Below are 26,180 nucleotides of genomic sequence, written 5' to 3' on the forward strand. Positions count from 1 at the left end.
GGCGGGAATGCGGAGCGGCGCCAGTGGCGACGGGGACGGCGTCGCGGGCCGTTTTCCTGAGCGTTGTTGCATTGCGGTGCCCGGCCCCCTAGGGTCGGCGCATTCGCAAGGACCCGGTGAAAGCCCGGGTGGCTCTTCCGGCCGCCGATCCGCCGGACCACGCATTCGAGACGCGCCTCGACCCGCCAGCGACGCGGGGGCGCCGCTCGTGCGGATTCATCGATGTCGACACCCGTGACCCGAAACGCCGGATATGTCCGGTCGTGGACCTCCAACCTGCGCGGCGACGCCCTGTCGGGGATCGTCGTCGCCCTGGCGCTGATCCCCGAGGCCATCGGCTTCTCGGTCATCGCCGGAGTCGACCCGAAGGTCGGCCTCTACGCCTCCGTGGTCATCGCCTGCACCATCGCCTTCGCGGGCGGGCGGCCGGCGATGATCTCGGCCGCCACCGCCGCCACCGCGGTGGTGATGGTCGACCTCGTGCGCGAACACGGTGTCCAGTACCTCTTCGCCGCGACGATCCTGATGGGCCTGATCCAGATCCTGGCCGGCTTCCTCCGGCTGGGCCGGCTGATGCGCTTCGTCTCGCAATCGGTGATGACCGGGTTCGTCAACGCGCTCGCCATCCTCATCTTCCTGGCGCAGATGCCCGAGCTCACCGGCGTGACGCCCGCGACCTACGGGCTGATCGCCCTGGGTCTGGCGATCATCTACGGGTTCCCGCGGATCACCCGCGCGATCCCCGCGCCGCTCGTCGCGATCGCGGTGCTGACGGCGATCACCGCGATGTTCCACCTCGACGTGCGCACGGTCGCCCATCTCGGCGCCCTGCCCTCCGCGCTGCCGAGCTTCGCCCTGCCGGATGTGCCCCTCAGCCTGGAGACCCTGCGAATCCTGCTGCCCTACGCGGCCACGCTCGCGGCCGTCGGCCTGCTGGAGAGCCTGCTCACCGCGCAGATCGTCGACGACATGACCGACACCGGCAGCGACAAGAACCGCGAGTGCGTGGGTCAGGGCATCGCCAACATGGCGTCGGCGGTGTTCGGCGGCATGGGCGGCTGCGCGATGATCGGCCAGTCGGTGATCAACGTTTCCTCGGGCGCCCGCGGCCGTCTCTCGACGCTGGTCGCGGGGGCGTTCCTGCTGGTGCTCCTCGTGGCGCTGCAGGACCTGCTCGCCGTCGTGCCGGTGGCGGCTCTGACGGCCGTGATGATCATGGTCTCGATCAACACCTTCTCGTGGCGCTCCCTCCTGCGGCTGCGCACCAACCCGCTGCCCTCCTCGGCGGTGATGCTGGTGACCGTCCTGGTCGTGGTCGCCACGAAGGATCTCGCCGTCGGCGTGCTTGTCGGCGTGCTGCTCTCCGGCGTGTTCTTCGCCGGCAAGGTCGCCCGGCTCAACCGGATCACGTCGGCCCTCTCGGCCGACGGCCGCACCCGGACCTACACCATCACCGGGCAGGTGTTCTTCGCCTCGGCGGGCACGTTCTCGGAGGCGATCGACGTGCTGGAGCCGGTCGAGCGCCTCGTCATCGACGTCCACGCGGCGCATTTCTGGGACATCTCCGCCATCGGGGCCCTCGACCGGGTCGTCCTCAAGGCTCGCGCCCGTGGCCGCGACGTCGCGGTCGTCGGCCTGAACGAGGCCAGTGCGACCCTGGTCGAGCGGTTCGGCCAGCACGACAAGGGCGACGCCGCGGCGGTCCCGGCAGCGCACTGAGGCGGCGACCGGCCGACGCGCGGCCCCTTGCGCGGGACCGCGCGCGACCCCATTCCCGGCGCGGGGCCGATTTCGGGCCGGGAACAGGGATGGCAAAGCGGTGACGACGTTCTCTCCCCGCGAGATCGTGTCCGAACTCGATCGGTTCATCGTCGGGCAACACGACGCCAAGCGCGCCGTGGCGATCGCGCTGCGCAACCGCTGGCGGCGCCAGCAGCTCACAGGTCCGCTCCGCGAGGAAGTCGCGCCCAAGAACATCCTGATGATCGGGCCGACCGGGTGCGGCAAGACCGAGATCGCCCGCCGCCTCGCCCGGCTCGCCAACGCGCCGTTCCTCAAGGTCGAGGCCACCAAGTTCACCGAGGTCGGCTATGTCGGCCGCGACGTCGAGCAGATCGTCCGCGACCTCGTCGAGGTGGCGATCGGCCTGACCCGGCAGGCCAAGCGCGAGGGCGTGAAGGCCAAGGCCGAGGCCGCCGCCGAGAACCGGATCCTCGACGCGCTGGTCGGCCCGACGGCGAGCCAGGCCACCCGCGACAGCTTCCGGCGCAAGCTCCGCAACAGCGAGCTCGACGACAAGGAAGTCGAACTGGAGCTGACCTCCAGCGCCCCCGCCGGCATGCCGATGTTCGAGATTCCCGGCGTTCCGGGCGCCTCCATGGGCGCGATCAACATCGGCGACATGCTCGGCAAAGCGCTCGGCGGCCAGCGCGGGAAGCCGCGGCGGATCCTGGTGCGGGACGCCTACGCGCCGCTGATGGCCGAGGAATCCGACAAGCTCGTCGACGACGAGGCGCTGGTCCGCGAGGCGATCCGCGAGGTCGAGAACAACGGCATCGTCTTCCTCGACGAGATCGACAAGATCTGCGCCCGCGAGGGCCGCTCGTCCGGCGACGTCTCGCGCGAGGGCGTGCAGCGTGACCTGCTGCCGCTGATCGAGGGCACCACCGTGGCCACGAAGCACGGGCCGGTGAAGACGGACCACGTGCTGTTCATCGCCTCGGGCGCCTTCCACGTCTCGAAGCCGGCAGACCTCCTGCCCGAGCTGCAGGGCCGCCTCCCGATCCGGGTGGAACTGCAGCCTCTCACGGTGGACGACTTCAAGCAGATCCTGACCGCCACCGAGGCGAGCCTGCTCAAGCAGACCGTCGCGCTGATGGAGACCGAGGGCGTCACCCTGACCTTCACGGACGACGCGGTCGACGCCCTCGCGCGGGTCGCCGTGGAGGTGAATTCCTCGGTGGAGAATATCGGCGCGCGTCGGCTCCAGACGGTTCTGGAGCGGGTGATCGACGAGATCTCCTTCACCGCCACCGACCGGTCGGGCGAGACGGTGCCGATCGACGCGGCCTACGTGCGCGAGCGGGTGCAGGATCTGGCGTCGAACGCGGATCTGAGCCGCTTCATCCTGTGAGGGCAGATCGCTGCACCGTCGCGCATCGGCGGCCGGTGCGAGCCCGGCGTGGCGAGCCCCGCGCGGGGCTGGCGTGAGCCATGAGGCCCGGCGTAGGCCGCGGCGGCCGCGGCATCTGCTAAGCGAGCGCCCTGGCCCGGTCCTGAGGATGGTCGTCGCGTGTCACGGATCAGGTTCGGCCTCGGGGATACGGTGCTCTCCGTGGCGGCGCTGGTCACCGGCATGGTCTCGCTCCAGTGCGGCGCGACCTTTGCCAAGAGCCTGTTCCCGGCGGTCGGCGCGGCCGGGACCTCCGCCCTGCGGGTCGGCTTCTCCGCCCTGATCCTGATCGCGATCTGGCGGCCGTGGCGGCGCAGCCTCCCGGCGCGCGAGGCCGGCTGGATCGCCCTCTACGGGACCGCCCTCGGGCTGATGAACCTCCTGTTCTACCTCGCCCTAGCGCGGCTGCCCCTCGGGCCGGCCGTGGCCATCGAGTTCGTCGGGCCGCTGGCGGTCGCGCTGATCGCGTCGCGGCGGCGCTCGGATTTCCTGTGGATCGGCGTGGCGATCGCCGGGCTCGCGCTGCTGCTGCCGATCGCCAACCCGGACGGCCTCGACCCGATCGGCATCGCGCTCGATCTCGGCGCCGCCCTGTGCTGGGCGCTCTACATCCTGTTCGGGCAGCGCGCCGGGCGCATCGACGGTGGGCAGGCCGTATCCCTCGGCATGCTCACGGCGGCCCTCGTCGTGGCGCCGTTCGGCGTGGCGGAGGCCGGTCCGGCCCTGCTGGCGCCCGGTCTCCTGGCCGCGGGCTTCGCGGTGGCGCTGATGTCGAGCGCCCTGCCCTACTCGCTGGAGATGGTCGCCCTGCGCCGGCTCGACCGGAAGAGCTTCGGCGTGCTGATGAGCCTGGAGCCGGCCGTGGCGGCCTGCGCGGGACTCGTGCTGCTGGGAGAGCGAATCAGCGCGGTCCAGTGGCTCGCGATCGCGCTGGTGATCGCGGCGTCGGTGGGTATCACCGTGAGCGCCCGGCGCTCCGCTCCGCCGACGGCCGTTGTGGAAGCCTGATCGCGGAGACTTACTTCCCCGCCAGGACCCGCGAGGCGACGTTGATGTATTTGCGGCCCGCTTCCTGGGCGTGGAGCACGGCGTCGCCGAGCTTCTCCTCGTCGCGGACGCTGGCCAGCTTGATCAGCATCGGCAGGTTGATCCCCGCCACGACCTCCACCGAACCGCCGTTCATGCAGGAGAGCGCGAGGTTCGACGGGGTGCCGCCGAACATGTCGGTCAGCACCACCACACCGTCCCCGGTATTCACACGACAGACCGCGGACATGATGTCCCGGCGTCGCAGTTCCATATCGTCCTCCGGCCCGATCGTGATCGTCTCGATCTGATCCTGCGGGCCGACCACGTGCTCCAGCGCGGCCTTGAACTCGGTCGCCAGGAGTCCGTGGGTGACGAGCACCATGCCAATCATCGACACGTGTTCCAACGTCCTGTGTGTGCCGCCATGTTGTGCATCGCACAGCCCCCCACAAGGCGAACGCGACTTTTTTGCCCGGACATTCCCACGATCATGCCACGGTCGCCGCGTGTGCGCCATGGGGGATACCAGTCTTGGGCGAATCGAGCCGCCTGTGCGGCTGCGAAGTCACGGCCGCGGTTTTCGCAGCGCCGCACGGACGAGGAGCGGCGCGAGGCCGGCCGCGCGGACGCCTCGGTCGAGGACGAGGCGCGGCACAGCGGCCCCCAGGATGTCGGCGTCGGCCGGCGGATCCGGCAGGCGCGACGCCGTCTCCACCAGATCGACGGCGAGGTGCAGCACCGCCTCCGGCCGTACGTCGAGCCCCAGATCGACCGCCGACAGGATCCCCTGGCCGCGGACCTCCACGCGTCCGTTGAGCGCGGGATGGGCAGCGGCCGTGACCCGCCCGTCGCGAATCGCGCAGACGACCCGATCGTCGGCCACGAAGGCCCCGTCCGGCGCGGCGGCGAGCAGGAGCGCGAGACTGGACTTGCCCGCGCCCGATGGACCGCGAATCAGGATGCCGGCCCCGCGCAGCGCGATGCAGGCGCCGTGCAGGGTGACCATCAGGCGTGGAGCTGCCGCGGCGCCGCCGGCAGGCGCACGACGAACCGGGCGCCGCGCACCGTCGGCTCGCCGTCCTCGTCGGGAGCGCCCGGCCGGTTCTCGGCGCGGATCGTGCCGCGGTGGGCCTGGACGATCTGCCGGGAGATCGACAGGCCGAGGCCCGAGTTCTGGCCGAAGCCCTGCTCCGGCCGGTCGGTGTAGAAGCGCTCGAAGATCCGCTCCAGCGCGTGCTCCGGGATACCCGGACCCTCGTCCTCGCAGATCATCTCGACCTCGCCGCGCACCCGGCGCAGCACGACCCGGACCTTCGCGTCGGTCGGTGAGAATGACCTGGCATTGTCGAGCAGGTTGTTGACCACCTGCCCGAGCCGGCTGTCGTGGCCGATGATCGTGAACGGCGCGTCCTGCTCGGAGCCCGTCGCCTCGACGTCGAGCTGGATCAGGCAATCCTTGGGGCGCCGCCGCTCGTTGGCGACCGACACGACCGTGGTGAGCAGCCGCCGGAGATCGACCCGGCGCGCTTCGGCGCGCGCCAGCTCCGCGTCGAGGCGCGAGGCGTCGGCGATGTCGCTGATCAGGCGGTCGAGGCGCTTCACGTCGTGCTGGATGATCGCCATCAGCCGGCCGCGGGACTCGTCGTTCCGGGCGAGCGGCAGCGTCTCCACCGCGCTGCGAAGCGAGGTCAGCGGGTTCTTCAGCTCGTGGCTGACATCCGCCGCGAAGCTCTCGATGGCGTCGATCCGCCGGTAGAGGGCCTGTGTCATGTCCCGGAGGGCGCCGGACAGGTGGCCGATCTCGTCGGTGCGCTCGGTGAAGTCCGGGATCTCCTCGCGGGTCTTGATGCCCATGCGGACCTTCTCGGCGGCCTCCGCGAGGCGGCGCACCGGTCCCGCGATCGCGCCCGCCAGCAGGAACGACAGCACCACCATCACCGCCGACGCGACGAGGAACACCTGGAGCAGGCCGAACCGCTCCGAGGCGATGACACGGTCGATTGCGTCGCCCTGGGTCGAGATCAGCAGGGCGCCGCGGACCGAGCCGGCCCGGTGAATCGGCACCGCCACCGAGACGGTGGTCTCGCCGAGCTTGTTCCGGCGGACGAGGCTGCCGCGATTGCCACCGAGCGCCGCCTGGACCTCGCGCAGCGAGTGGCCGTTCACCGGCCCGGTCTCCTCGGCGGTCTCGGTCCGGCTGCGGAACAGGCCGCCGAGCTTGGACTGGATCGCCTCGAAGGCGGATTCGAGCATCCCGGGCTTGTGGGGCTTCGGCTCCAACGGGTCGGGCCGGCTGGCATCGCCGCGCTTGAACAGGGTGCGGGTGTCGAACAGGAGGCCGCCCTCCTGGTCGTAGACACGGGCGCGGTTGCCCGTCGGCGTCACGAGCCGCGACAGGAGCGGCGCCACCTTCTCGGGGTTGAGCGAGAAGGCGAGCGGCTGCGATTCCTCCTCCGCCGCCTCGCCGGCCTGCTGCTGCAGCAGCTTGTCGGGGTCGATGCGGATCGTGTCGGTGTCCACGGACGCCGAGGCGGCGATCGCCCCAGCGATGATCTCGCCCTGGATGGCGAGACTCTGGATCCGGGCCTGGATCAGGCCCTGGCGAAACTGATTGAGGTACAGGAATCCGACGAGGAGCGCGATCAACCCGACGAGATTGAGGACGACGATGCGGCGCGTCAGGCTCGACGAGGCGCGCTGGCCGATCGCCTCCCACACGGCGCGGGGCCAGCCGAGCGGTCGGGACAGGGTCTGGGCCAGGGAGGCGCGGGGCGCGGCATCCTCGGTCTGGGTCTGAGTACGGACGGTCACGGGGCGGATCCTGGAGATCACGCCTCCTTGAATCGATAGCCGACGCCGTAGAGCGTCTCGATCATGTCGAAGCTCTGGTCTGTGACCTTGAACTTCTTCCGCAACCGCTTGATGTGGCTGTCGATCGTCCGGTCATCGACGTAGACCTGATCGTCGTAGGCGGCATCCATGAGGGCGTTGCGGCTCTTCACCACGCCGGGGCGCTGCGCGAGGGCCTGGAGAATCAGGAACTCCGTGACCGTCAGGGTCACCGGCTCGCCCTTCCACGTGCAGGTGTGCCGCTCGGGATCCATCATCAGCGCGCCGCGCTCGAGCGACCGGGCCGCGACCTCGGCCTCGCCGCGGGGCGTGCCGCCGGGGGCCTCCTTGGCGAAGCGCCGGAGCACCGCCTTCACCCGCTCCACCAGCAGGCGCTGCGAGAACGGCTTATGGATGAAGTCGTCCGCGCCCATCTTGAGGCCGAACAGCTCGTCGATCTCCTCGTCCTTCGACGTCAGAAAGATCACGGGAAGGTCCGATTTCTGCCGCAGGCGTCGGAGAAGCTCCATCCCGTCCATGCGCGGCATCTTGATATCGAAGATCGCGAGATCGGGCGGGGAATGGCGCAGACCGTCCAGCGCGGAGGCGCCGTCCGTGTAGGTCTGAATGCGGTAGCCTTCGGTCTCAAGCGCGATCGACACAGAGGTGAGGATGTTCCGGTCGTCGTCGACGAGGGCGATGGTCGGCATGCGCGGTCCCTGACTGAACGGGCTCAGGCGCGGTCCCGGCTCTTCGCACAGGCCGCGCCACGTCCCGGCCCCGAGGGGGCAGACAAAAACGCGAACCGGGCAGTTTGGGCGCAACCCGGCACGCGCAAAGGGACAGGTGCTTTAGTACGGCCGATCGGAAAAAGCGAGCGGCGGTCATAGCTTGGCCGTAACACCGGCGCCCATCGCTCCTCCTCCGGCCCATCTGACGCGGTCGCGGCGCCTCGCGCCGCCCCCGTTGCGCCGCTAACGTGGCGGCGAAACCGGGCGGCCGCTCGGGTGGGGGGAGGAATCGCGCATGGGCGAGACGATCGACACGGGTCCGGGTGCGGGCGGACCGGCCCGTCCGCTGCCGGCCGAGGCGGCCCCGTTCGACGCGATCGGCCTGTCGCGCACGCTCCTGCGCAGCGTCCGGTCCGGGGCGCTCGCGACCCTCGACCCGGACGGGACGCCCTTCGCCTCCCTCGTCACGACCGCCACCGACGCGGACGGCACGCCGCTGATGCTGCTGTCGCGGCTGTCGGCCCACACCCGCAACCTGCTGGCCGACCCGCGCTGCTCGCTGCTGTTCTCGCAGGGTGGCAAGGGCGATCCCCTCGCCCATCCCCGGCTGACCGTGGTGGGCCGCGCCGTCCAGACCGTCGAGGCGCGGGCGCGGGAGCGGTTCCTGGCTCGCCACCCCAAGGCCAAGCTCTACGCCGACTTCCCGGATTTCGGCTTCTTCGCCCTGGCGCCCGAGGCCGGCCACCTCAACGGCGGCTTCGCCAAGGCCGCGACCCTGACCCGCGACCAGCTCCTCCTCGACCTCTCGGACGCGCAGGCCATCGTGGCGGGCGAGCGCGGCGCGGTCGAGCACATGAACGCCGATCACGCGGACGCGCTGGCGCTCTACGCCGCCGGCGCCGGCGGCGCAGCCGATCTGCCCTGGCGGCTCACCGGCCTGGACCCCGAGGGCATGGACCTGATGGCCGCCGACCGCACCGTGCGGGTCCCCTATCCGGAGCGCGTCACCGACATGGGTGCGCTGCGCAAAAGCCTCGTTGCCATGGCCGCGCGGGCGCGCGCGACCGGTGCGGACGCGTAAACGCGCAAGGACTTGCCGATCAGGCATGGCGAAAGGTCGCTGACCGCCCCATATCGGCCCCATGAGCGATACCCAGACAGATACCTACCCCTTCAGCCTCGACGTGGAGCCGGTCGGCGAGAGCGGCTCCCTGTTCCAGTGGAGCATCCGCAAGCACGGCAAGCTGCACCAGCGTTCGGACCGGAAGCATCCGACCGAGGCCAAGGCGCGCTCCCACGGCGAGGCCGAGATCGAGCGACTGATCCGCGACCGCGGTCGCTGAGCCAGATCGCTCCTCGGCGCCAGACACGATCGTGACCCGGGGGCCGGCCCGTTCCGGCCCCCGTTGCTTTTATGTCGCCGCCGGGAGGACCCGCCGGCGGCGCAGGCCTGTCACCGACAGTGTTCCGGGTCCTGCCCGCGGTGCCGAATGCCGCCGCCGGTGCTTCGCGTCGGGCTGCGCGTCCGCCCGGGCGCTCAGGCCGCGCTTGGCGCCTCCCCGCCGCGCTGCTATCTCGCGCGGGAGCCGCTTTATCCGAACACGTCCCGACGTCAGACGGTGCGCGCCGGCGCGCGCCCCAACGGAATGCCGATGACAGCCCCGATCGACACCATCCGCAACTTCTCGATCGTCGCGCATATCGACCACGGCAAATCGACCTTGGCCGACCGGCTGATCCAGGCCACCGGGACCGTGGCCTTGCGGGACATGTCCGAGCAGATGCTCGACTCGATGGACATCGAGAAGGAGCGCGGCATCACCATCAAGGCGCAGACCGTGCGCCTGGAGTACAAGGCGCAGGACGGCAAGGACTACGTCCTGAACCTGATGGACACGCCCGGCCACGTGGACTTCGCCTACGAGGTCTCGCGCTCGCTCGCCGCCTGCGAGGGCTCGCTGCTGGTGGTCGACGCCTCCCAGGGTGTCGAGGCGCAGACGCTCGCCAACGTCTACCAGGCGCTCGACGCCAATCACGAGATCGTCCCGGTCCTCAACAAGGTCGATCTGCCGGCCGCCGAGCCAGACCGGGTGAAGGAGCAGATCGAGGAGGTGATCGGCCTCGACGCTTCCGACGCCGTGCCGATCTCGGCCAAGACCGGCCTCAACATCGAGGCGGTGCTGGAGGCGATCGTCACGCGCCTGCCGCCGCCGAAGGGCAACCGCGACGCGCCCCTGAAGGCGCTCCTCGTGGACAGCTGGTACGACGCCTATCTCGGCGTCGTGGTGCTGGTGCGGATCATCGACGGCACCCTCAAGAAGGGCATGACCATCCGCATGATGGGCGCCGACGCGGTCTACGGCGTCGACCGGATCGGCGTGTTCCGGCCGAAGATGGCCGACATCGATGCGCTGGGCCCGGGCGAGGTCGGCTTCTTCACCGGCTCGATCAAGGAGGTGGCCGACACCCGCGTCGGCGACACGATCACCGAGGACAAGCGCCAAACCACCGAGATGCTGCCGGGCTTCAAGGAAGTTCAGGCAGTGGTGTTCTGCGGCCTGTTCCCCGTGGACGCGGCAGAGTTCGAGAACCTGCGCTCGGCCATGGGCAAGCTCCGGCTCAACGACGCTTCGTTCTCGTACGAGATGGAGAGTTCGGCCGCGCTCGGCTTCGGCTTCCGCTGCGGCTTCCTCGGGCTCCTGCACTTGGAGATCATCCAGGAGCGGCTGGAGCGCGAATTCAACCTCGACCTGATCTCCACGGCGCCGTCGGTGGTCTACCGGCTCAAGATGCGCGACGGCGAGATCAAGGAGTTGCACAATCCGGCCGACATGCCGGACGTCATGAAGATCGAGACGGTCGAGGAGCCCTGGATCCGCGCCACGATCCTGACGCCGGACGAGTATCTCGGCGGCGTGCTCAAGCTCTGCCAAGACCGGCGCGGCGTCCAGATCGACCTCAATTACGTCGGCAAGCGCGCCATGGTCGTCTACGACCTGCCGCTGAACGAGGTGGTGTTCGACTTCTACGACCGGCTCAAGTCGATCTCGAAGGGCTACGCCTCCTTCGACTACCACGTGTCGGACTACCGCGAGGGCGACCTCGTGAAGATGTCGATCCTGGTGAATGCCGAGCCGGTGGACGCCCTCTCGATGCTGGTCCACCGCACCCGCGCCGAGTCGCGCGGCCGGGCCATGTGCGAGAAGCTGAAGGACCTGATCCCGCGCCACCTGTTCCAGATTCCCGTCCAGGCGGCGATCGGCGGCAAGATCATCGCCCGCGAGACGATCAAGGCCCTGTCGAAGGACGTCACCGCCAAGTGCTACGGCGGCGACATCTCGCGCAAGCGCAAGCTTCTCGACAAGCAGAAGGAAGGCAAGAAGAAGATGCGCCAGTTCGGGCGCGTCGAGATCCCCCAGGAGGCGTTCATCGCCGCCCTGAAGATGGACGATTGATCCGCGGCGTCGCCAGCGGAGCGAAGCGATCCAGGCTAGCGCGACGTCGGTTTGCTTGGCGCAACCGGATCGCTTCGCTCCGCTCGCAGTGACGGGGGTGCCGCCTAGCCCGGCGGCAGCACGTCGATCTGGATGCCGGAATAGTACGCCGCCAGGTTGGCGATATCGGCGTCCGACAGCTCCTTCGCGACCACGTTCATGATCTCGTTCTGCCGCTTGCCGTCGCGGTACTCGGTGAGTGCCTTCACGAGGTAGGGCTCGACCTGCCCGGCGAGGTTCGGCGCCTCCGGCAGCTTCGAGAGCCCGTCCATCCCATGACAGGTCTGGCAGGCGGTCGCCCGCTTCTTGCCCGCGGTCGCGTCGCCGGCCTGCGCCGAGAGCGGAACGAGGGTGGCGGTCAGGACGAGAAGCAAACGGATCATCGGGCGAGCTCGAACTCTGGGATCAGTGAAGACTTGCCCGCTCGCGTCGGAACGGGACGCGCGCGCCCTCGACCTGGCGCCTCACGAGCGGAGAGGCGCCAGGTCACAAGAGGCTACTTCTCGTAGGAGATCCGGTAGATCGCCCCGGCGGAATCGTCCGAGACGAGCAGCGAGCCGTCGAGCATCACCGCCACGTCCACCGGGCGGCCGAGATACTCGCCGTCGCCGGTGAGCCACCCTTCTGCGAACGGCTTGACCGACTCGACCTTCCCGTCGGCGCCGAGCTTGGCGAACATCACCCGGGCGCCCACCGGCTCGGTGCGGTTCCACGAGCCGTGCTCGGCGATGAAGATCCCGCCCTTGTACGACGCCGGGAACTGCTTGCCGTTGTAGAAGGTCATGCCGAGATCGGCCGCGTGCGGCGGCAGCTCGGCCTGCGGAGCGACGGCGTCGGTCGGCGGGGTCTGATCCTTGTACTCGACCGTGCGGACCGAGCCGCCGCCGAACCACGGGAAGCCGAAATTCTCGCCCGCCTTGGTGGAGCGGTTCAGCTCGCCCGGCGGCTTGTCGTCGCCCATGCCGTCGACCTGGTTGTCGGTGAACCACAGCGACTTGTCGGTGTTGAAGTCCATCCCGACCGAGTTGCGGATGCCGGTCGCGTAGACCTCGCGGTTCTTGCCGTCGGCGTCGATGCGGATGATGCCGCCGATACCGGTCTTCTTGTAGAGGTCCATCTTCTCGGCGGGCGGCACGTTGTAGGGCTGGCCGAGCGCGATGTAGGTCTTGCCATCCGGCCCGACCCGGCAGACCCGGGCGGTGTGGTTGAAGCTCTCCTCGGAGGCCGGGATCAGCTGGCCCTGCTTGACCAGCACGCCGGCGGCGACGTCCGGGTTCTCGTAGAAGAACTCGGCGGCCGGGAAGGCCAGGACGCGGTTCTGCTCGACCACGGTGAGCACGCCGTCCTTCGAGAAGCAGACGCCGTTCGGGATCTTGAACGTGATGCCCGGCGCGAAGGGGCGGACCTCGTCGGCGACCCGGTCCTTGTCGCGGTCGGTGACCGTGTAGATCTTGCTCTTGCGCGTGCCGACGAACAGCACCCCGGCATTGGGGCCGACCGCGATGGCGCGGGCGTCCGGTACCACGGCGTAGAGATCGATCTTGAAGCCCTCCGGCAGCTTGATCTTCGACAGGGTCTTGCGGATCGCGTCGGCGCGGCGGCCGGTCTGCGGGATCTCCGCGGCGGCCTGGGTGTCGGTGCTGTGGAAGCCCTCGAGCTTCTCGAGGTCGTCGGTCTTCGCCTTGGTCTCGGCAGGGGCGGCGCCCTGCGCCAGGACGGGGAGCACCGCCGCCGGCAGGGCCACGCCCGCGAAGAGCGCGGCGAGAAGCAGAGATCGCATCGAAAGAATCCTCCCGGCAGCCCTTGGACCAGGGCATTACCGGGAGGGAACGATAGAGGCGCGGGATGGACCGGCAAGCCGCGCCGGTGACGCGGCCGGGGCGCTGTCGCGCGTCAGGCCACCTTGCGCGGCACGAGGCGCTCGCTGCCCAGGGCGAGGTCGGAGCCCGACACGCCGGACTCGGTGTACTCGGCGTCCTCGTTCACCCGCCAGACATCGTGCCGGCGCCGGCCGCAGAGGATGTTCTCCACGGTCAGCATCGCGGTCATCATCGCGTGGTCCTGGTTGTTGTACTTGTGCATGCCATTGCGGCCCACGAGGTGCAGGCTCGGGAAATCCCGCTCCAGCTCCCGCCGCACGGTGACCACGTGGCCGGCATACTCCTCGTCGTAGACCGGGTAGGCCTTCGGCTGGCGGACCACGCAGGCATCGACGACGTCGGCCGGGTCGATCAGGCCGATCTGCCCGATCTCGCGCTTGGCGAGCTCCACCAGCTCGGAATCGTCGGCGTTCCACAAGCCGTCGCCCTCGAAGCAGAAATACTCCAGACCCAGGCAGGTGTGGTCCGCGTCCGGCACCATCTCGGGCGACCAGGAGCGGAAGTTCTGCACGCGACCGACCTTCACCGACGGGTCGTGGATGTAGATCCAGTTGTCCGGGAAGTTCTTGTCGGACTTGGCGATGAGCGCCACCGTCAGGAAGTCGCGGTACTTCAGCGCCCGGGCGTTGAAGGTGCTGAGCGGCCGCGGGCGGATCGCGTCGACCAGCTCGCGGACCGGCGCGGACGAGACGACGTTGCGGGCGGTGAAGGTCTCGCGGCTGCCGTCCGAGCGGCGGGCCGCCACCGTCCAGATGCCGGTGTGGGCATCGTAGCTGAGGGAGTCGACGCTGCGGTCGAGCTTCAGCTGACCGCCCTGGGCGCGGATCTTGGCGGCCGCCGCCTCCCACATCATGCCGGGGCCGCGGCGCGGATAGCGGAACGACTCGATGAGCGTCTTGATGACCGGACCGCCGGCCTTCGGCGCCTTGCGCAGGCCCAGCGACCGCTTGATGCCGTCGCGGATCGCCGCACCGAGGTCGAGCCCCTTGATGCGCTGGGCCGCCCAGTCGGCCGAGATCGCGTCGCACGACATGCCCCACACCTTCTCGGTGTAGGTCTTGAAGAAGATCGAGAACAGGCGCTCGCCGAACTGGTTGCGGACCCAGGCGTGGAAGGTCTTGGGCTCCGCGACCGGCCGCAGGCGGGCGTAGAGGTAGGAGGCGACGCAGGCCGCGCTGGTGAGGACGCCCAGGTTGCGCAGCGCCTCGAAGGCCTTGAGCGGGTAGGCGTAGTACCGGCCGCGATAGTAGATCCGCGACAGGCGCGGGCGCTCGATGAAGTCGTCGGGGAGGATCTCGTCCCAGAGATCGACCACGGCCTGGGACTTCGAGAAGAACCGGTGGCCGCCGATATCGAACAGGTAGCCGTTGTGCGAGACGGTGCGCGAGATCCCGCCCACCTGCGCCGGATCGCGCTCCAGGACGGTGACGGAGCGGCCCTTCTTCGACAGCAGGTAGGCGGCGGTCAGACCCGCGGGCCCCGCGCCGATCACCAGCGTCTCGGTGTGGTGGCTCATCCCATGCTCCGGCGATTGGTGCGGCGCGCGACGCGCAGGACGCCGACCGGTCGCCAGCATGCCCGGTCGTGGTTAAGGAATCGCTGGCGCCGGCGGGGCAGACCGGCGGCTGGACCGCCCGTCCGCCTCCCTTTGACCGCGCGTTAAGCCGAATTGCGCGAGCATGCCGGCGCGGGCATCGACCGCACGTCCGGGTGATCCAACCATGCCGGCTCCGGCGCTCCCTCTCTCCCGACCGCGCGGGCGGATCGAGGCCCGCACGCTGCTGTGGGTCCTCGCCGGCCTCTGCATCGCGACGATGAACGCCCCCCACGCGGTGTGGGAGACGATCCACCACCTGCGCGTCCCGGATACCGACGACGCCATGCGCCTCGTTGAAGTCCGCGACCTGCTGGCCGGCCAGGGCTGGTACGACAACGTCCAGTACCGCTTCCTGCCTCCGGGCGGCGTGCCGGGCCACTGGTCGCGCCTCGTCGACGCGCCCATCGCCGGCCTGATCCTGGTGCTCACGCCCCTGACGGGCCCCGCGCTCGCCGAGGGCCTGACGGCCGCACTCTGGCCGATGCTGCTCTTCGGGCTCTACGGCTGGCTGCTGTATCGCGGAGTCCGGCACAGCTTCGGCAGCGAGGCCGCACTCCTGGCCGTGATCGCGGCCACGCAGACTTTCGGTGTGACGATCCAGTTCCAGGCGGGGCGGGTCGATCATCACAACCTGCAGATCCTCTCGATCCTCGGTCTCGCCTTCTGCATGATCCGCGGGGGTTTGCGACCCGGCCTGATCGGCGGGATCCTGGCGGCGGGCTCGCTGGCGATCGGCCTCGAGGGCCTGCCCTTCGTCGCGCTGGCGGCCCTCTTTCTCACGGGTGAGTGGTGCCTGCGCGGACGCTCGGCCCTGCCGTCGCTGGCGGGCTTCGGCCTGGGCCTCGGCCTGGCCGCGCCCGTGCTGTTCGCCCTCCAGACGGCCCCCTCGCAGTGGGGGGGCACCCATTGCGACGCGCTCTCGCCGCCCTGGCTCTGGCTCACCCTGGGCGGCCTCGGCCTCGTCGCCGCAGCCGCCGCCGCGGGCGAGCGCCTCGCGACCGTATCGGCGCGCCTCACCCTGGCGGGAATGGCGGGGACCATCCTGCTGGCCGGGTTCGCCGCCGCCTTCCCGTCCTGCCTCGACGGCCCGTTCCCCGACATGCCGGCCCTGGTGAGGATCCACTGGCTGCTCACGGTCAACGAGATGGCGCCGTTGGCAAAGTTCGTGGCCCGCGGCCAGTGGGAAGCGCTGGTCTTCTACCCCGTGGTGTTCCTCGCGGCGCTCACGGCCACCGGGATGGCGTGGCGCGGGCCCGACCGCCGGGCCTGGTCGGTGGTCGCGCTGTTCCTGTGGCCGGGACTGATCCTCGGCATCGCGCAGTTCCGCGGATTGTACATCGTCTCCGGCTTCGTGCCGCTGGTGGCGGGGGTAATCCTCGATCGAGCGCTGGCGCGGAAAGCCCTGCCGGCCGGGGAACGGCGCTGGCCCGCCGCGCTCCTCGGGGCCGCGATGATCAGCAGCCTCTGGATGATCCCCGCGCTCCTGGCGGAGATCCTGGCGCCCGGCCTGCGCACCGCGCCCGACGCGGCCGAGACCACCGCCTGCCTCGACGACGCCGCCGTCCGCCCCCTGGCGCGCCTGCCGGAAGGCACCGTGCTCGCACCGATCTTCATGGGGCCGTCGATCCTTCTCCGGACCCCGCACAGCATCGTCGCCGCGCCCTATCACCGCGCCATTCCCGGCCTCACGGCGGCCATCGTGGGATTGGGCGGCACAGAGGCCGACCTCGACCGGGTGCTCACGGCGTTCCACGTTCGCTACCTCGTGGCCTGCCCGGCACGGCCGGCCGAGAATCTGCAGGCGGAGACGGCTTACGCCACGCGACTCGCCGAGGGCGCGGCCCGGAGCGCGCGCCTCTTGCCGCTGGACGTGCCCGGCCCGCTCAAGGCCTGGCGCGTGGTGCCCTGACGATCAGAGCAGGCGGCGATCGAGGCGGATGATCCGGCAGGGATCGCCGGCGCGCGCGGCCGGCGCGTGCGGGGCGCGGAGCAGCAGGGCCTCGGACCGGCCGAGGACGGCGAGCATCGACGAATCCTGGCGCTGCTCGGCGGTCGCGACCGGCAGCCGGCCGGGCTCGAGGGCGAGGCTCGCCCGCATGTAGTCGGCCCGCCCGTCATTCTCCGGCATGTCGCGGCCGAGCGTGGCCGGCTCGCTCCGGTCGGCGCCCGCCCGCGGATCGCCCTGGAGCGCGCGGATCGCCGGCACCACGAACAGCAGCCCGCACACGATGGACGAGACCGGATTGCCCGGCAGCCCGATCACCAGCATGTCGCCGAGACGGCCGTGCATCAGCGGCTTGCCCGGCCGGAGGGCGACCCGCCAGAAGCCGAGCTCCAACCCCTCCTTGGCGAGCGCGGCCTGTACCAGATCGTGGTCGCCCACGGAGGCTCCTCCGAGGGTGACCAGCAGGTCGGCCCGCGCCGCGCGGGCGCGACGGAACGCGTCCGCCAGGGCGTCGTGGTCGTCCCCGGCGATGCCGAGATCGACGATGTCGGCGCCCGCCTCCGCGGCGAGTGCGCCGAGCGCGAGGCTGTTCGAGGCGACGATCTGGTCCCAGCCCGGCGTCGCGCCCGGCTCCACCAGCTCGTCGCCGGTGGCGAGGATCGCGACGCGCGGCCGGCGACGGACCGGGAGCCGCGGATGACCGGCCGCCGCGGCGAGCGCGAGGCGCCGCGCGTCGAGGCTCGTGCCGGCCGGGATCAGGGTCTGGCCCGCGGTGAAGTCGAGGCCGGCCCGGCGAATGAACCGTGCCGGCTCCACGGGCTCCAGGACCCGCACCGCGCCCGCCTCGGCGGCGGCGTCCTCCTGGATGAGGATCGCGTCCGCGCCCTCCGGAACCGGCGCGCCGGTGAAGATCCGGACCGCCTCACCCGCGCCGATGCGCCCCGGGAAGCCGTGGCCGGCCGCGCTGGTGCCGATGAGCCGCAGGGTCGCCCCGACCATTGCGGCGTCGGCGCTACGCACGGCGTAGCCGTCCATGGCCGAGGCCGGAAATGGCGGCTGGGTCCGCGAGGCGACGACGTCGGCCGCGAGCGTCCGGCCGCCGGCCCGAGCCAGCGGGACGGTCTCGGCCTCGACCGGCGCGGCGACGCTCGCGAGCACCCGGGCCAGCGCCTCCGCGACCGGGATCAGGCCGCTCATTCCGCCGGTGCCCGGTAGGCGCCCGAGCGGCCGCCATCCTTTGCGGTCAGCCGGATCCCCTCGATCCGCATGCCGCGATCGACCGCCTTCACCATGTCGTAGACCGTCAGGCAGGCCACCGAGACGGCGGTGAGCGCCTCCATCTCGACGCCGGTCGGGCCCTGGACACGGACCTCGGCGGCGATGCGCAGGCCCGGGAGCGCGTCGTCGGGCTCGCACTCGACCCGCACCTTCGACAGCAGGAGCGGGTGACAGAGCGGGATCAGCTCGTGGGTGCGCTTGGCCGCCATGATGCCGGCGAGCCGGGCCGTGCCGATCACGTCGCCCTTCTTGGCGTCGCCCTCGCGGATCAGCGCCAGCGTCTCGGGCCTCATCACGATCTGGCCTTCCGCCCGGGCGGTCCGGTCGGTGGCGGGCTTGTCGGTGACGTCGACCATGTTGGCCGCGCCGCTGGTGTCGAGATGGGTCAGCGTCGAGCCCGGTCGCATGCCTTACGCCTTCTTCCGCGGCTTGCCGCCCGTGGCCCCCGCGTCGCCGAACAGCAGGGCGCGGGCCGCTGCCGCGACGTCCGGCTGCCGCATCAGGCTCTCGCCGACCAAGACCACGCCGAGGCCGTTGTCCCGCAGCCGCGCCACGTCGGCGTGGTCGCCGATCCCGCTCTCGGCCACGGCGATCCGGTCCGCCGGGATCCCCGGCGCCAGCCGGATCGCGGTCTCGAACGAGACCTCGAAGGTCTTGAGGTTCCGATTGTTGATACCGATCAGCGCCGTGCCGAGGGTGATTGCCCGCGCGAGTTCGGCCTCGTCGTGCACCTCGACCAGGACATCCATCCCGAGGAGGTGCGCCGTCTCGACCAGGGCCTCGGCCTCGTCGTCGTCGAGGCAGGCCATGATGACGAGGATGCAGTCGGCGCCCCAGGCCCGGGCCTCGTAGACCTGATAGGGCTCGAACAGGAAGTCCTTGCGCAGCACCGGCAGCCCGCAGGCCGCGCGCGCCGCCGTCAGGTACTCGGGACGACCCTGGAACGAGGGCTCGTCGGTCAGCACCGACAGGCAGGTGGCGCCGCCGGCCTCGTAGGCGGCGGCGAGGGTCGCCGGATCGAAATCGGCGCGGATCAGGCCCTTCGACGGCGAGGCCTTCTTCACCTCGGCGATGAGCGCCGGGCGATCCGCGGCTAGATGGGTCCGGATCGCCGCCGCGAATCCGCGCACCGGCTCCGCCTGAGCGACCTTCCGCTCCAGCTTGGCGAGCGGCACGCGCAGCTTCGCCTCGGCGATCTCGCGGCGCTTGTAGGCCTCGATGCGGGCGAGGACGTTCGGCCGCTCGGTCGGGGTCCCGGCGCCGGTCTCCGGGGTCGCCTCGTGCGTCAGCGAGCTCATCGGCCCTCCTGCCCGTTGGAGTGGTCGTTCGAGGCCCGGACGAGGCGGGCGAGCGTCGCCCGGGCGGCCCCGGAATCGACGGCATCCTGCGCCTGCGCGACGCCGTCCGCCAGGGCCTGCGCGGCCCCCGCGACCACGAGCGCCGCCCCGGCGTTGAGGACCGCGATGTCCCGATAGGCGTTCCGCGCACCCGCCAGGACGGCCTCCAGGGACCGCGCGTTGTCGGCCGGGTCGCCGCCGCGCAGCTCCTCGGGCGCGCGCAGCGCCAGCCCGAATTCGCGCGGGTCGATGGTGAAGTGTGACAACCGGCCTTCCTCGAGGGCGACGACCTGCGTCGGGCCGGTGACGGTGATCTCGTCGAGCCCATCGGATCCGTGGACGGTCCAGACCCGGCGGCTGCCGAGTTCGGCCAGGACCCGCGTCAGCGGCTCCGCGAGGGCCGCCTGGGCGACGCCGAAGAGCTGGTAGCCCACGCCGGCCGGGTTGCTCAGCGGGCCGAGCAGGTTGAAGATCGTCCGCACGGGCAGCTCGGACCGGACCGCCGCGACGTGGCGCATCGCCGGGTGGTGGGCCTGCGCGAACAGGAAGCAGAGGCCGGCCTCGTCGAGGCAGCGGGCCTGCGCGGCGGGGTCGAGCCCGAGCCGGACGCCCAGGGCCGCGAGCACGTCGGCGGCGCCGGAGCGCGAGGTCGCCGCGCGGTTCCCGTGCTTCGCCACCGGCACGCCGCAGGCGGCCACGACGATCGCCGCCAGGGTCGAGACGTTCACGCTGCCGGAATGGTCACCGCCGGTGCCGACGACGTCGACGGCGTTCTCCGGCGCCGCGACGCGCGTCATGCGCGCCCGCATGGCCTCGGCCGCGCCGACGATCTCCTCGACGCTCTCGCCGCGCACCTTGAGGGCGGTCAGGAAGGCGCCGGCCTGGACCGGCGTGACCTCGCCCGACAGCAGGTCGTCGAAGGCGGCGCGGGCCTCGGCGCGGTCGAGGGCGAGGCCCCCGGCGACCTTCGCGAGATGGGGTCTGAAGCTGTCCATGGGTTCTTACGGAGGGCCGCCCCGGCCCCCGGCGTCAATGCACGTCGGCGCGCGTCCTGTCACGCGCCGTGTTCCAGGCGGCGGCGAGATCCAGGAAGTTCTTCACGATCTCCGCGCCGTGCTGCGACCGGATGCTCTCGGGGTGGAACTGGACGCCGTGGAGCGGCCGGTCGGCGTGCTCCAGGCCCATGATCAGGCCGTCCGCCTCGGCGGTGACCCGCAGGGCCGTCGGGCAGGTCGCGCGGTCGACCACCAGGGAGTGGTAGCGGGTCGCCTCGAAGCTGTCGTTGAGGCCGCGGAACAGGCCGCGCGCGCCGTGCCGGATGGTCGAGACCTTGCCGTGGAGCGGCAGGGGCGCCCGCACGACGTCACCGCCGAAGGCCTGGCCGATCGCCTGGAGGCCGAGGCACACGCCGAAGATCGGGATCTCCTCGGACAGGTCGCGGACCACGTCGAGGCAGATCCCCGCCTCCGTCGGCGTGCACGGCCCGGGCGACAGCACGATCGCGTCGGGCGCCCTGGCGCGGATATCGGCGATCGTGAGCGCGTCGTTGCGCGCGACCTCGACCGCGCCGCAGAGCGGCCCGATCAGGTGCACGAGATTCCACGTGAAGGAATCGTAGTTGTCGATGACGAGGACGTTGGGCATCGCGGCGGCACGCTCGGGCATGCAGGCGATGTGACCGCTCGCACCCGCGCGGTCAACCGTCGGCGTCGGACGGCGGCGGCTCCGGCGCCGCCGCGCGTCCTCCCTATTGCCCGCGCTTCGCCTGCGCGGCGAACCGTACCGCCTCCTCGGCGGCTCGGAACAGCGCCTTGGCCTTGTTGACGCATTCCTGCTGCTCGGAGGCCGAGTCCGAATCGTAGACGATCCCCGCCCCGGCCTGGACGTGCATCGTCCCGTCCTTCACCACCGCGGTGCGCAGGACGATGCAGGTGTCCATCTCGCCACGCGCGCCGAAGTAGCCGATGCAGCCCGCGTACGGCCCGCGCTTCTCGCGCTCCAGCTCGTCGATGATCTCCATGGCCCGCACCTTCGGGGCACCCGAGACCGTGCCGGCCGGAAATCCCGCGGCCAGAGCCTCCAGGGGGTCGTGGCGCGGGTCGAGGTCACCCTCGACGTTCGACACGATGTGCATGACCTGGCTGTAGCGCTCGATGAAGAACGAGTCGGTCACCCGGACGCTGCCGATCCGCGACACCCGCCCGGCGTCGTTGCGGCCGAGATCGAGGAGCATCAGGTGCTCGGCCCGCTCCTTCGGATCGGCGAGCAGTTCCTCGGCCAGGGCGGCATCCTCGGCCGGGGTCGCGCCGCGGCGGCGCGTGCCGGCGATCGGGCGGACCGTGACCACCCCGTCCCGCACCCGCACCAGGATCTCCGGCGAGGAGCAGACGATCTGGAAATCCTCGAAATCGAGGTAGCACAGGAACGGCGCCGGGTTCGTCCGCCGCAGCGAGCGGTACAGGCTGAAGGCCGGCAGCGTGAACGGCGCCGAGAAGCGCTGGGACAGCACCACCTGGAACACGTCGCCCGCGACGATGTACTCCTTGGCGCGCGCCACCATGGCGAAGAAGTCGTCCGGCGGCGTGTTCGAGACCGGCTCGGGATGGGCGACCGCCGACAGGTCGACCCGCGCCTCGATCGGCAGCGGCCCCTCGAGGGCGGCGGCGACCCGGTCGACGCGCTGCAGCGCGTCCTCGTAGGCGGCCCGGGCCGCGACGCGTGGGGCGGGCCGGACCGGCGACACGACGGTGATGACGTCGCGGATGGAGTCGAAGACCACCATCACCCGGGGGCGCACCAGGATCGCGTCCGGCACGCCGAGCGGGTCCGGGTTCGGCTCCGGCAGCCGCTCCATGGCGCGGACCATGTCGTAGCCGAGATAGCCGAACAGGCCGGCGGCCATCGGCGGCAGGTCCTGGCCATCCGACTCGCCGATGGCGCTCTCGGCGATCAGGGCCCGCAGGCTCGCGAGCGGCGCCCGGGAATCCGGCTCGAACCGCGTGAGGTCTGCCCCGCGCGCGATCGCGGGCGCGCCCTCCCGGCAGCGCCAGATCAGGTCCGGATCGAGGCCGATCATCGAGTACCGGCCGCGGACGGCGCCGCCCTCGACCGATTCGAGCAGGAAGGCCGGTCCGGAATGGCCGGCGCGCAGCTTGAGGAACGCCGCGACCGGCGTCTCGAGGTCCGCGACGAGGCTCACCGCCACGAGGCTCGGCTGCCCGGCCTCGTAGCGCGCCGCGAAGGCCGCGTAATCGGGCGCTTCGGCCATGCCTCAGTACTCGCCGCCGATGGCGCGCCGCAGGGCCGCCGGGTCGACCTTCACGCCCGCGTTCTTCTGGACCTCGCTGATGTACTGGGACAGCACGTCGTCGGCGAGCGCCGCCTGGAAGCTCTGCGTGATCTGCTTGTCGCTCGGGCTATCGGCCACGAAGGCGGGCACCGTCGCCGCCATGACCTTGAAGACCGCGCGCGAATCGCCCGCGGCCGCCGTGCCGGCCTTGCCGACCGGGGTCGCGAAGATCAGGTTCACGACGTCCGCCGTGAGCATGTCCTTGGCCTGGTTGCGCGCGAGATCCTGCGCCTCCTGCAGGTTGACGCCGACCTCCTGGGCGGCCGCCTCCATGGTCTCGCCCTTGTTGATCTTCTCGACGAGCTCGCGACCCTTGGCCTGAAGGCGCTTGGCGATCTCTGTCGCGGTCCAGCCAGCCTTCACGCCGTCCTTGACCTGATCGAGGGGCTTGTCGTGGGCGGCGTCGATCCCGGTCACGTCGTACCAGACGTAGCCGCCGGTCTTGGTCCGCAGGGGCTCGTTGTCGCCGCCGATCTCGGCGCGGAACAGGGCCGGCAGGGTGGTCTCCGCATCGGGAATGTCGGTAACCCGCTGTCCGTCCGGTGCCTTGCCGTTGGCGTCCACGGCCTTCACGGTGACGATCTTGAGGCCGCGCTCCGCGGCGATGTCGGCGAGGGGCTTGGCGCCGGCGCGCTGGTCCTCAATCGCGTCGCGGGTGGTCTCCATGGCGTCGCGGGCACGGGCCAGGGCGAGGGCCTTGCGGATCTCTCCCTCCACCGCCTCGAACGGCTTCACCGTCCCGGCCTCGATCTTGGTCACGCGCAGCAGCACCGTGCCGAACCGGCCCTGGACCGGCTGGCTCACGCCGCCCTCCGGCAGCGCGAAGGCGGCGTCGGCGACGGCCTTGTCGAACAGCTCGCTCTTGGTCAGCGTGCCGAGGGTCAGGTCCTTCTCGTCGGTGCCGCGCTCGGCCGCCACCGCGTCGAAGGTCTTGGAGCCGTCCGTAATCGCCTTGCGGGCCGCCTCGGCGGCGGCCGCGTCGGGGAACACGATCTGCTGGATGGTGCGCTTCTCGGGCGTGCCGTAGCGGTCCTTGTTCAGCGCGTAGGCGGCGCGGGCGTCGGCCTCCGTGATCGCGTCGGGCTTCGCCATCGCCTCGGGCTCGACCACGAGGAGGTTGACCGACCGGAATTCCGGCGCCCGGAAGCCGGACTTGTTGGCCTCGTACCAAGTCTTGAGCTCGTCGTCCGTCGGATCGGGGATCTGGCCGGCCACCGAAGGGGTCAGCATCAGGTAGGCGGCCGCGCGGCGCTCGGTGGTGTAGCGGTGAACGGCTTCGCGCATGGCGAGCGGCACGTGCAGGTCCGACGACACGGCCTCGGCCAGCTGAAGGCGGGCGATCACCGAGCGCTGCTCGCGCACGAACAGGCCCTCGTTGAGGCCGGCGCGCTGCAGGGTCTGGTAGAAGAGCTGCGGCTCGAACTGACCCTGCTGGTTCTGGAAGCTCTTCTCCTCGTGGATCGCCTTGATCACCGAGGTATCCGGCACGGCGAGGCCGAGATCGTGGGTCTTATGATCGAGGGCGGCCTCGGTGATCAGCTGCGACATCACCTGCCGGTCCAGACCGAGCATCCGCGCCTGATCGGGCGTGAGCGGACGCTTCAGCTGCGTCTGATAGCGCTGGAGCTGGTTCTGGTAGGCTTGGCGCACCTGCTCGGCGGTGATCGGCGTGCTGCCGACCGTGGCCACCTTGTTGCTCGCGCCGCCGCGGAAGAACTCCTCGACCCCGAAGATGCCGACACCGGCGATCAGCAGCGTGAAGATGATCGTCAAGACGATCTTGCCGAGCCAGTGCTGGCTGGCGTTGCGGATGCCCTGAAGCATGGTCTGTGATCGAGTACCTTCGGCAGCCGCCCCGTCACCGGGCCGGCGCTGTCCCTGAGAGCCGACCGCGATAGACCATTCGCGTCCACAGGCAAAGGCTCGGGCACGCCGGGCCGTTTGCACGCTCAAGCTCGCTCTGGTAGGCCGCGGCAACTTCGGAAACGCCGCGACGGAGCGAGGGCAGGAATGACGCAGTCTGGGCGCAGGCCGCTTGTCGCCGGCAACTGGAAGATGAACGGGACCCGGTCATCCATCCAGGTGGTCGAAGCGATTCGCGACGGGCTGTCGCCGGACCTCGCGTCCCGCATCGACGTGCTGATCTGCCCGCCCGCGACGCTGATCGGATCCTGCGTGGCGGCAGCGGCCGGATCGCCGATCGCGATCGGCGGCCAGAACCTGCATGCCCGCCCGAGCGGCGCCTTCACGGGCTCGATCTCGGCCGAGATGCTCGCCGACCTCGGCGCCAAGTACGTGATCGTCGGCCATTCCGAGCGCCGGGCCTACCACCACGAGACCGACGACGGGGTCCACGCGAAGGCGCTGGGCGCCCGGCGCGCGGGCCTGTGCGGGATCATCTGCGTCGGCGAGACGATCGAGGAGCGCGAGCAGGGGCGCGCCCTCGACATCGTCCGCGCCCAGCTCGCCATCGGCCTGCCGAAGGGCGCGACCGCGGCCGACACGGTGATCGCCTACGAGCCGGTCTGGGCGATCGGCTCGGGGAGGACGCCGACGCCGCGCGACATCGCCGAGGTCCACGCCTCCCTCCGGGAGATGCTCGACAAGCTGGTGGGCGACGAGGCGCAGAAGATCCGCATCCTCTACGGCGGCTCGGTGAAGCCCGGGAACGCCAAGGAACTCCTGTCGGTGGACAACGTCGACGGCGCGCTCGTGGGCGGCGCCAGCCTCGTGGCGGAAGATTTCCTGGGGATCTGCGCCGCCTACGCCTGAGCGCGCAGCCGCCGTTAGGCCCGGGTGCGGCGCTCGCGCGCCCGGGTTGTCAGATCTTGAAGGCCTGCCGGGCGAGCAGCCGCCAGCGGCCGCCGTCGCTGTGCCAGACCTGCATCACGCCGATATGCACCGGTGACGTCTTGCCGCCCGAGACCACCTCGCCGGTGAAGATGTGGCGCGCGATCGCGTCGTCGCCGACCACCGAGACGGACCGGTCCGACAGGGTGATGTTTGGGAAGGCCGAGCGCCTGCTGGTCAGCGTCTCGATGAAGGCCGTCTTGTCCTGCACCTGACCGCTGGAATGGCCGTAGCTCAGCCCGTCGAGGACCAGGGCGTCGAGGGCCGGCCCGTCCGCCGACAGAAGGGCCCTGGTGAGGGCGTCGACCGCCTGTTCCACGGCGGCGCCCTGAGCGGCATCGGATCCGCCCGCGGAGCCCGGGCCCGAGCAAATCAGGACGGGCACGGCGATGGCGGCGGCGAGCGCCGCGCGGCGGGACACGGACATGGCTAGCCTCCCGGACCGAGCGGCGCGTTCGGTAGGCCGCCCTTCCCCGACAGAGAGCACGATGCGCGGCCGAAGGCGAGGGTCGAAGCGGACAGCCGGCCGCTCGCGTCAGGTTGGCGACGGGCGACCGGTGGTGTATGTCGTCGCCGAATTCCGGCCGGTCCGCCCGAAGCGTCGCCCCCGAAGCTCTCGCCGCACGCCCCCGTGCCCGGGAGGTTCGTGAACGATCGCGGGCCCCGGCCCTCGTGCGTTCGTCTTCCGG

23 protein-coding genes and 1 other annotated feature are annotated in these 26,180 nt (G+C 71.0%); of the genes, 8 read left to right on the forward strand and 15 right to left on the reverse strand.

Going from position 1 to position 26,180, the window contains the following annotated elements:
* Positions 1 to 106 precede the first annotated feature (106 nt).
* Positions 107 to 162, forward strand: a sequence feature (sul1 is cis-regulatory element that is thought to sense ions involved in sulfur or methionine metabolism; They are found in Alphaproteobacteria).
* A gap of 60 nt (positions 163 to 222) precedes the next feature.
* From J3A75_RS20900 to J3A75_RS20910, 3 genes are all read left to right on the forward strand, one after another.
* Positions 223 to 1,719: a SulP family inorganic anion transporter gene (locus J3A75_RS20900; RefSeq protein WP_012320032.1), complete on the forward strand. Its 1,497-nt coding sequence runs from the start codon at positions 223 to 225 to the stop codon at positions 1,717 to 1,719.
* 100 nt (positions 1,720 to 1,819) lie between these two features.
* Positions 1,820 to 3,133: an ATP-dependent protease ATPase subunit HslU gene (hslU, locus tag J3A75_RS20905; RefSeq protein WP_012320033.1), complete on the forward strand. Its 1,314-nt coding sequence runs from the start codon at positions 1,820 to 1,822 to the stop codon at positions 3,131 to 3,133.
* 159 nt (positions 3,134 to 3,292) lie between these two features.
* Positions 3,293 to 4,180: an EamA family transporter gene (locus J3A75_RS20910; RefSeq protein WP_070999837.1), complete on the forward strand. Its 888-nt coding sequence runs from the start codon at positions 3,293 to 3,295 to the stop codon at positions 4,178 to 4,180.
* 10 nt (positions 4,181 to 4,190) lie between these two features.
* On the opposite strand, the gene J3A75_RS20915 is transcribed toward J3A75_RS20910, so the two are convergent.
* From J3A75_RS20915 to J3A75_RS20930, 4 genes are all read right to left on the reverse strand, one after another.
* Positions 4,191 to 4,592, reverse strand: coding sequence for a PTS sugar transporter subunit IIA (locus J3A75_RS20915; RefSeq protein WP_010682249.1), 402 nt, complete (start codon positions 4,590 to 4,592; stop codon positions 4,191 to 4,193).
* A 174-nt stretch (positions 4,593 to 4,766) separates the two neighbouring features.
* Positions 4,767 to 5,207: an HPr kinase/phosphorylase gene (locus tag J3A75_RS20920; RefSeq protein ID WP_024829533.1), complete on the reverse strand. Its 441-nt coding sequence runs from the start codon at positions 5,205 to 5,207 to the stop codon at positions 4,767 to 4,769.
* On the reverse strand, positions 5,207 to 6,961 hold the full coding sequence (locus tag J3A75_RS20925; RefSeq protein ID WP_085985354.1) for a stimulus-sensing domain-containing protein: 1,755 nt from the start codon (positions 6,959 to 6,961) through the stop codon (positions 5,207 to 5,209). Before J3A75_RS20925 ends, J3A75_RS20920 begins: the two co-directional genes overlap by 1 nt.
* A gap of 68 nt (positions 6,962 to 7,029) precedes the next feature.
* Positions 7,030 to 7,740 (reverse strand): response regulator transcription factor, encoded by a 711-nt coding sequence (locus tag J3A75_RS20930; protein ID WP_012320037.1) that lies wholly within the window; start codon positions 7,738 to 7,740, stop codon positions 7,030 to 7,032.
* 316 nt (positions 7,741 to 8,056) lie between these two features.
* Here J3A75_RS20930 and J3A75_RS20935 point away from each other — a divergent pair, with 316 nt between their 5' ends.
* From J3A75_RS20935 to lepA, 3 genes are all read left to right on the forward strand, one after another.
* Positions 8,057 to 8,842 carry a HugZ family protein gene (locus J3A75_RS20935; RefSeq protein ID WP_012320038.1) on the forward strand — a complete coding sequence of 262 codons (786 nt, stop codon included), beginning with the start codon at positions 8,057 to 8,059 and terminating at the stop codon, positions 8,840 to 8,842.
* 61 nt (positions 8,843 to 8,903) lie between these two features.
* On the forward strand, positions 8,904 to 9,104 hold the full coding sequence (locus J3A75_RS20940; RefSeq protein WP_010682254.1) for a hypothetical protein: 201 nt from the start codon (positions 8,904 to 8,906) through the stop codon (positions 9,102 to 9,104).
* A 309-nt stretch (positions 9,105 to 9,413) separates the two neighbouring features.
* Positions 9,414 to 11,216 (forward strand): translation elongation factor 4, encoded by a 1,803-nt coding sequence (gene lepA, locus J3A75_RS20945; protein WP_012320039.1) that lies wholly within the window; start codon positions 9,414 to 9,416, stop codon positions 11,214 to 11,216.
* A gap of 104 nt (positions 11,217 to 11,320) precedes the next feature.
* Here lepA and J3A75_RS20950 read toward each other — a convergent pair whose 3' ends face one another.
* From J3A75_RS20950 to J3A75_RS20960, 3 genes are all read right to left on the reverse strand, one after another.
* A complete protein-coding gene (locus tag J3A75_RS20950) occupies positions 11,321 to 11,638 on the reverse strand; it encodes a c-type cytochrome (protein WP_012320040.1) in 318 nt (105 codons plus the stop codon).
* A 113-nt stretch (positions 11,639 to 11,751) separates the two neighbouring features.
* Entirely contained in the window at positions 11,752 to 13,035 is a 1,284-nt protein-coding gene (locus J3A75_RS20955; protein WP_043074025.1) for a PQQ-dependent sugar dehydrogenase, read from the reverse strand.
* A 113-nt stretch (positions 13,036 to 13,148) separates the two neighbouring features.
* Positions 13,149 to 14,651: an NAD(P)/FAD-dependent oxidoreductase gene (locus J3A75_RS20960; RefSeq protein WP_070999838.1), complete on the reverse strand. Its 1,503-nt coding sequence runs from the start codon at positions 14,649 to 14,651 to the stop codon at positions 13,149 to 13,151.
* A 205-nt stretch (positions 14,652 to 14,856) separates the two neighbouring features.
* Between J3A75_RS20960 and J3A75_RS20965 the strand changes: the two genes are divergently transcribed.
* Complete coding sequence (locus J3A75_RS20965) at positions 14,857 to 16,641, forward strand: hypothetical protein (protein WP_059408410.1); 1,785 nt, start codon at positions 14,857 to 14,859, stop codon at positions 16,639 to 16,641.
* A gap of 3 nt (positions 16,642 to 16,644) precedes the next feature.
* Here J3A75_RS20965 and glp read toward each other — a convergent pair whose 3' ends face one another.
* The 7 genes from glp to J3A75_RS21000 all read right to left on the reverse strand — a co-directional run bounded on the left by glp (position 16,645) and on the right by J3A75_RS21000 (position 24,465).
* A complete protein-coding gene (gene glp / locus J3A75_RS20970) occupies positions 16,645 to 17,874 on the reverse strand; it encodes a gephyrin-like molybdotransferase Glp (RefSeq protein ID WP_012320044.1) in 1,230 nt (409 codons plus the stop codon).
* Positions 17,871 to 18,362, reverse strand: coding sequence for a cyclic pyranopterin monophosphate synthase MoaC (gene moaC / locus J3A75_RS20975; RefSeq protein WP_024829527.1), 492 nt, complete (start codon positions 18,360 to 18,362; stop codon positions 17,871 to 17,873). The genes glp and moaC overlap by 4 nt, the downstream gene beginning before the upstream one ends.
* A gap of 3 nt (positions 18,363 to 18,365) precedes the next feature.
* The gene (gene trpC / locus J3A75_RS20980; RefSeq protein ID WP_043074027.1) at positions 18,366 to 19,253 is read right to left on the reverse strand and encodes an indole-3-glycerol phosphate synthase TrpC; all 888 of its coding nucleotides are present in this window, start codon (positions 19,251 to 19,253) and stop codon (positions 18,366 to 18,368) included.
* The gene (trpD, locus tag J3A75_RS20985; RefSeq protein ID WP_024829525.1) at positions 19,250 to 20,287 is read right to left on the reverse strand and encodes an anthranilate phosphoribosyltransferase; all 1,038 of its coding nucleotides are present in this window, start codon (positions 20,285 to 20,287) and stop codon (positions 19,250 to 19,252) included. Before trpD ends, trpC begins: the two co-directional genes overlap by 4 nt.
* Positions 20,288 to 20,321: 34 nt before the next feature.
* Entirely contained in the window at positions 20,322 to 20,936 is a 615-nt protein-coding gene (locus tag J3A75_RS20990; RefSeq protein ID WP_012320048.1) for an anthranilate synthase component II, read from the reverse strand.
* A 103-nt stretch (positions 20,937 to 21,039) separates the two neighbouring features.
* The gene (trpE, locus tag J3A75_RS20995) at positions 21,040 to 22,560 is read right to left on the reverse strand and encodes an anthranilate synthase component I (RefSeq protein ID WP_024829524.1); all 1,521 of its coding nucleotides are present in this window, start codon (positions 22,558 to 22,560) and stop codon (positions 21,040 to 21,042) included.
* A 3-nt stretch (positions 22,561 to 22,563) separates the two neighbouring features.
* Entirely contained in the window at positions 22,564 to 24,465 is a 1,902-nt protein-coding gene (locus J3A75_RS21000) for a peptidylprolyl isomerase (protein ID WP_209650716.1), read from the reverse strand.
* 186 nt (positions 24,466 to 24,651) lie between these two features.
* On the opposite strand from J3A75_RS21000, the gene tpiA reads away from it, so the two are divergent.
* Positions 24,652 to 25,413: a triose-phosphate isomerase gene (gene tpiA, locus J3A75_RS21005; protein ID WP_012320051.1), complete on the forward strand. Its 762-nt coding sequence runs from the start codon at positions 24,652 to 24,654 to the stop codon at positions 25,411 to 25,413.
* A 49-nt stretch (positions 25,414 to 25,462) separates the two neighbouring features.
* Here the strand turns inward: tpiA and J3A75_RS21010 are convergent, their stop codons facing one another.
* A complete protein-coding gene (locus J3A75_RS21010) occupies positions 25,463 to 25,918 on the reverse strand; it encodes a nuclear transport factor 2 family protein (RefSeq protein WP_209650717.1) in 456 nt (151 codons plus the stop codon).
* Positions 25,919 to 26,180 lie beyond the last annotated feature (262 nt).

This window comes from Methylobacterium sp. PvP105 (genome assembly GCF_017876975.1).
GTDB classification, from domain to species: Bacteria; Pseudomonadota; Alphaproteobacteria; order Rhizobiales; family Beijerinckiaceae; genus Methylobacterium; species Methylobacterium radiotolerans.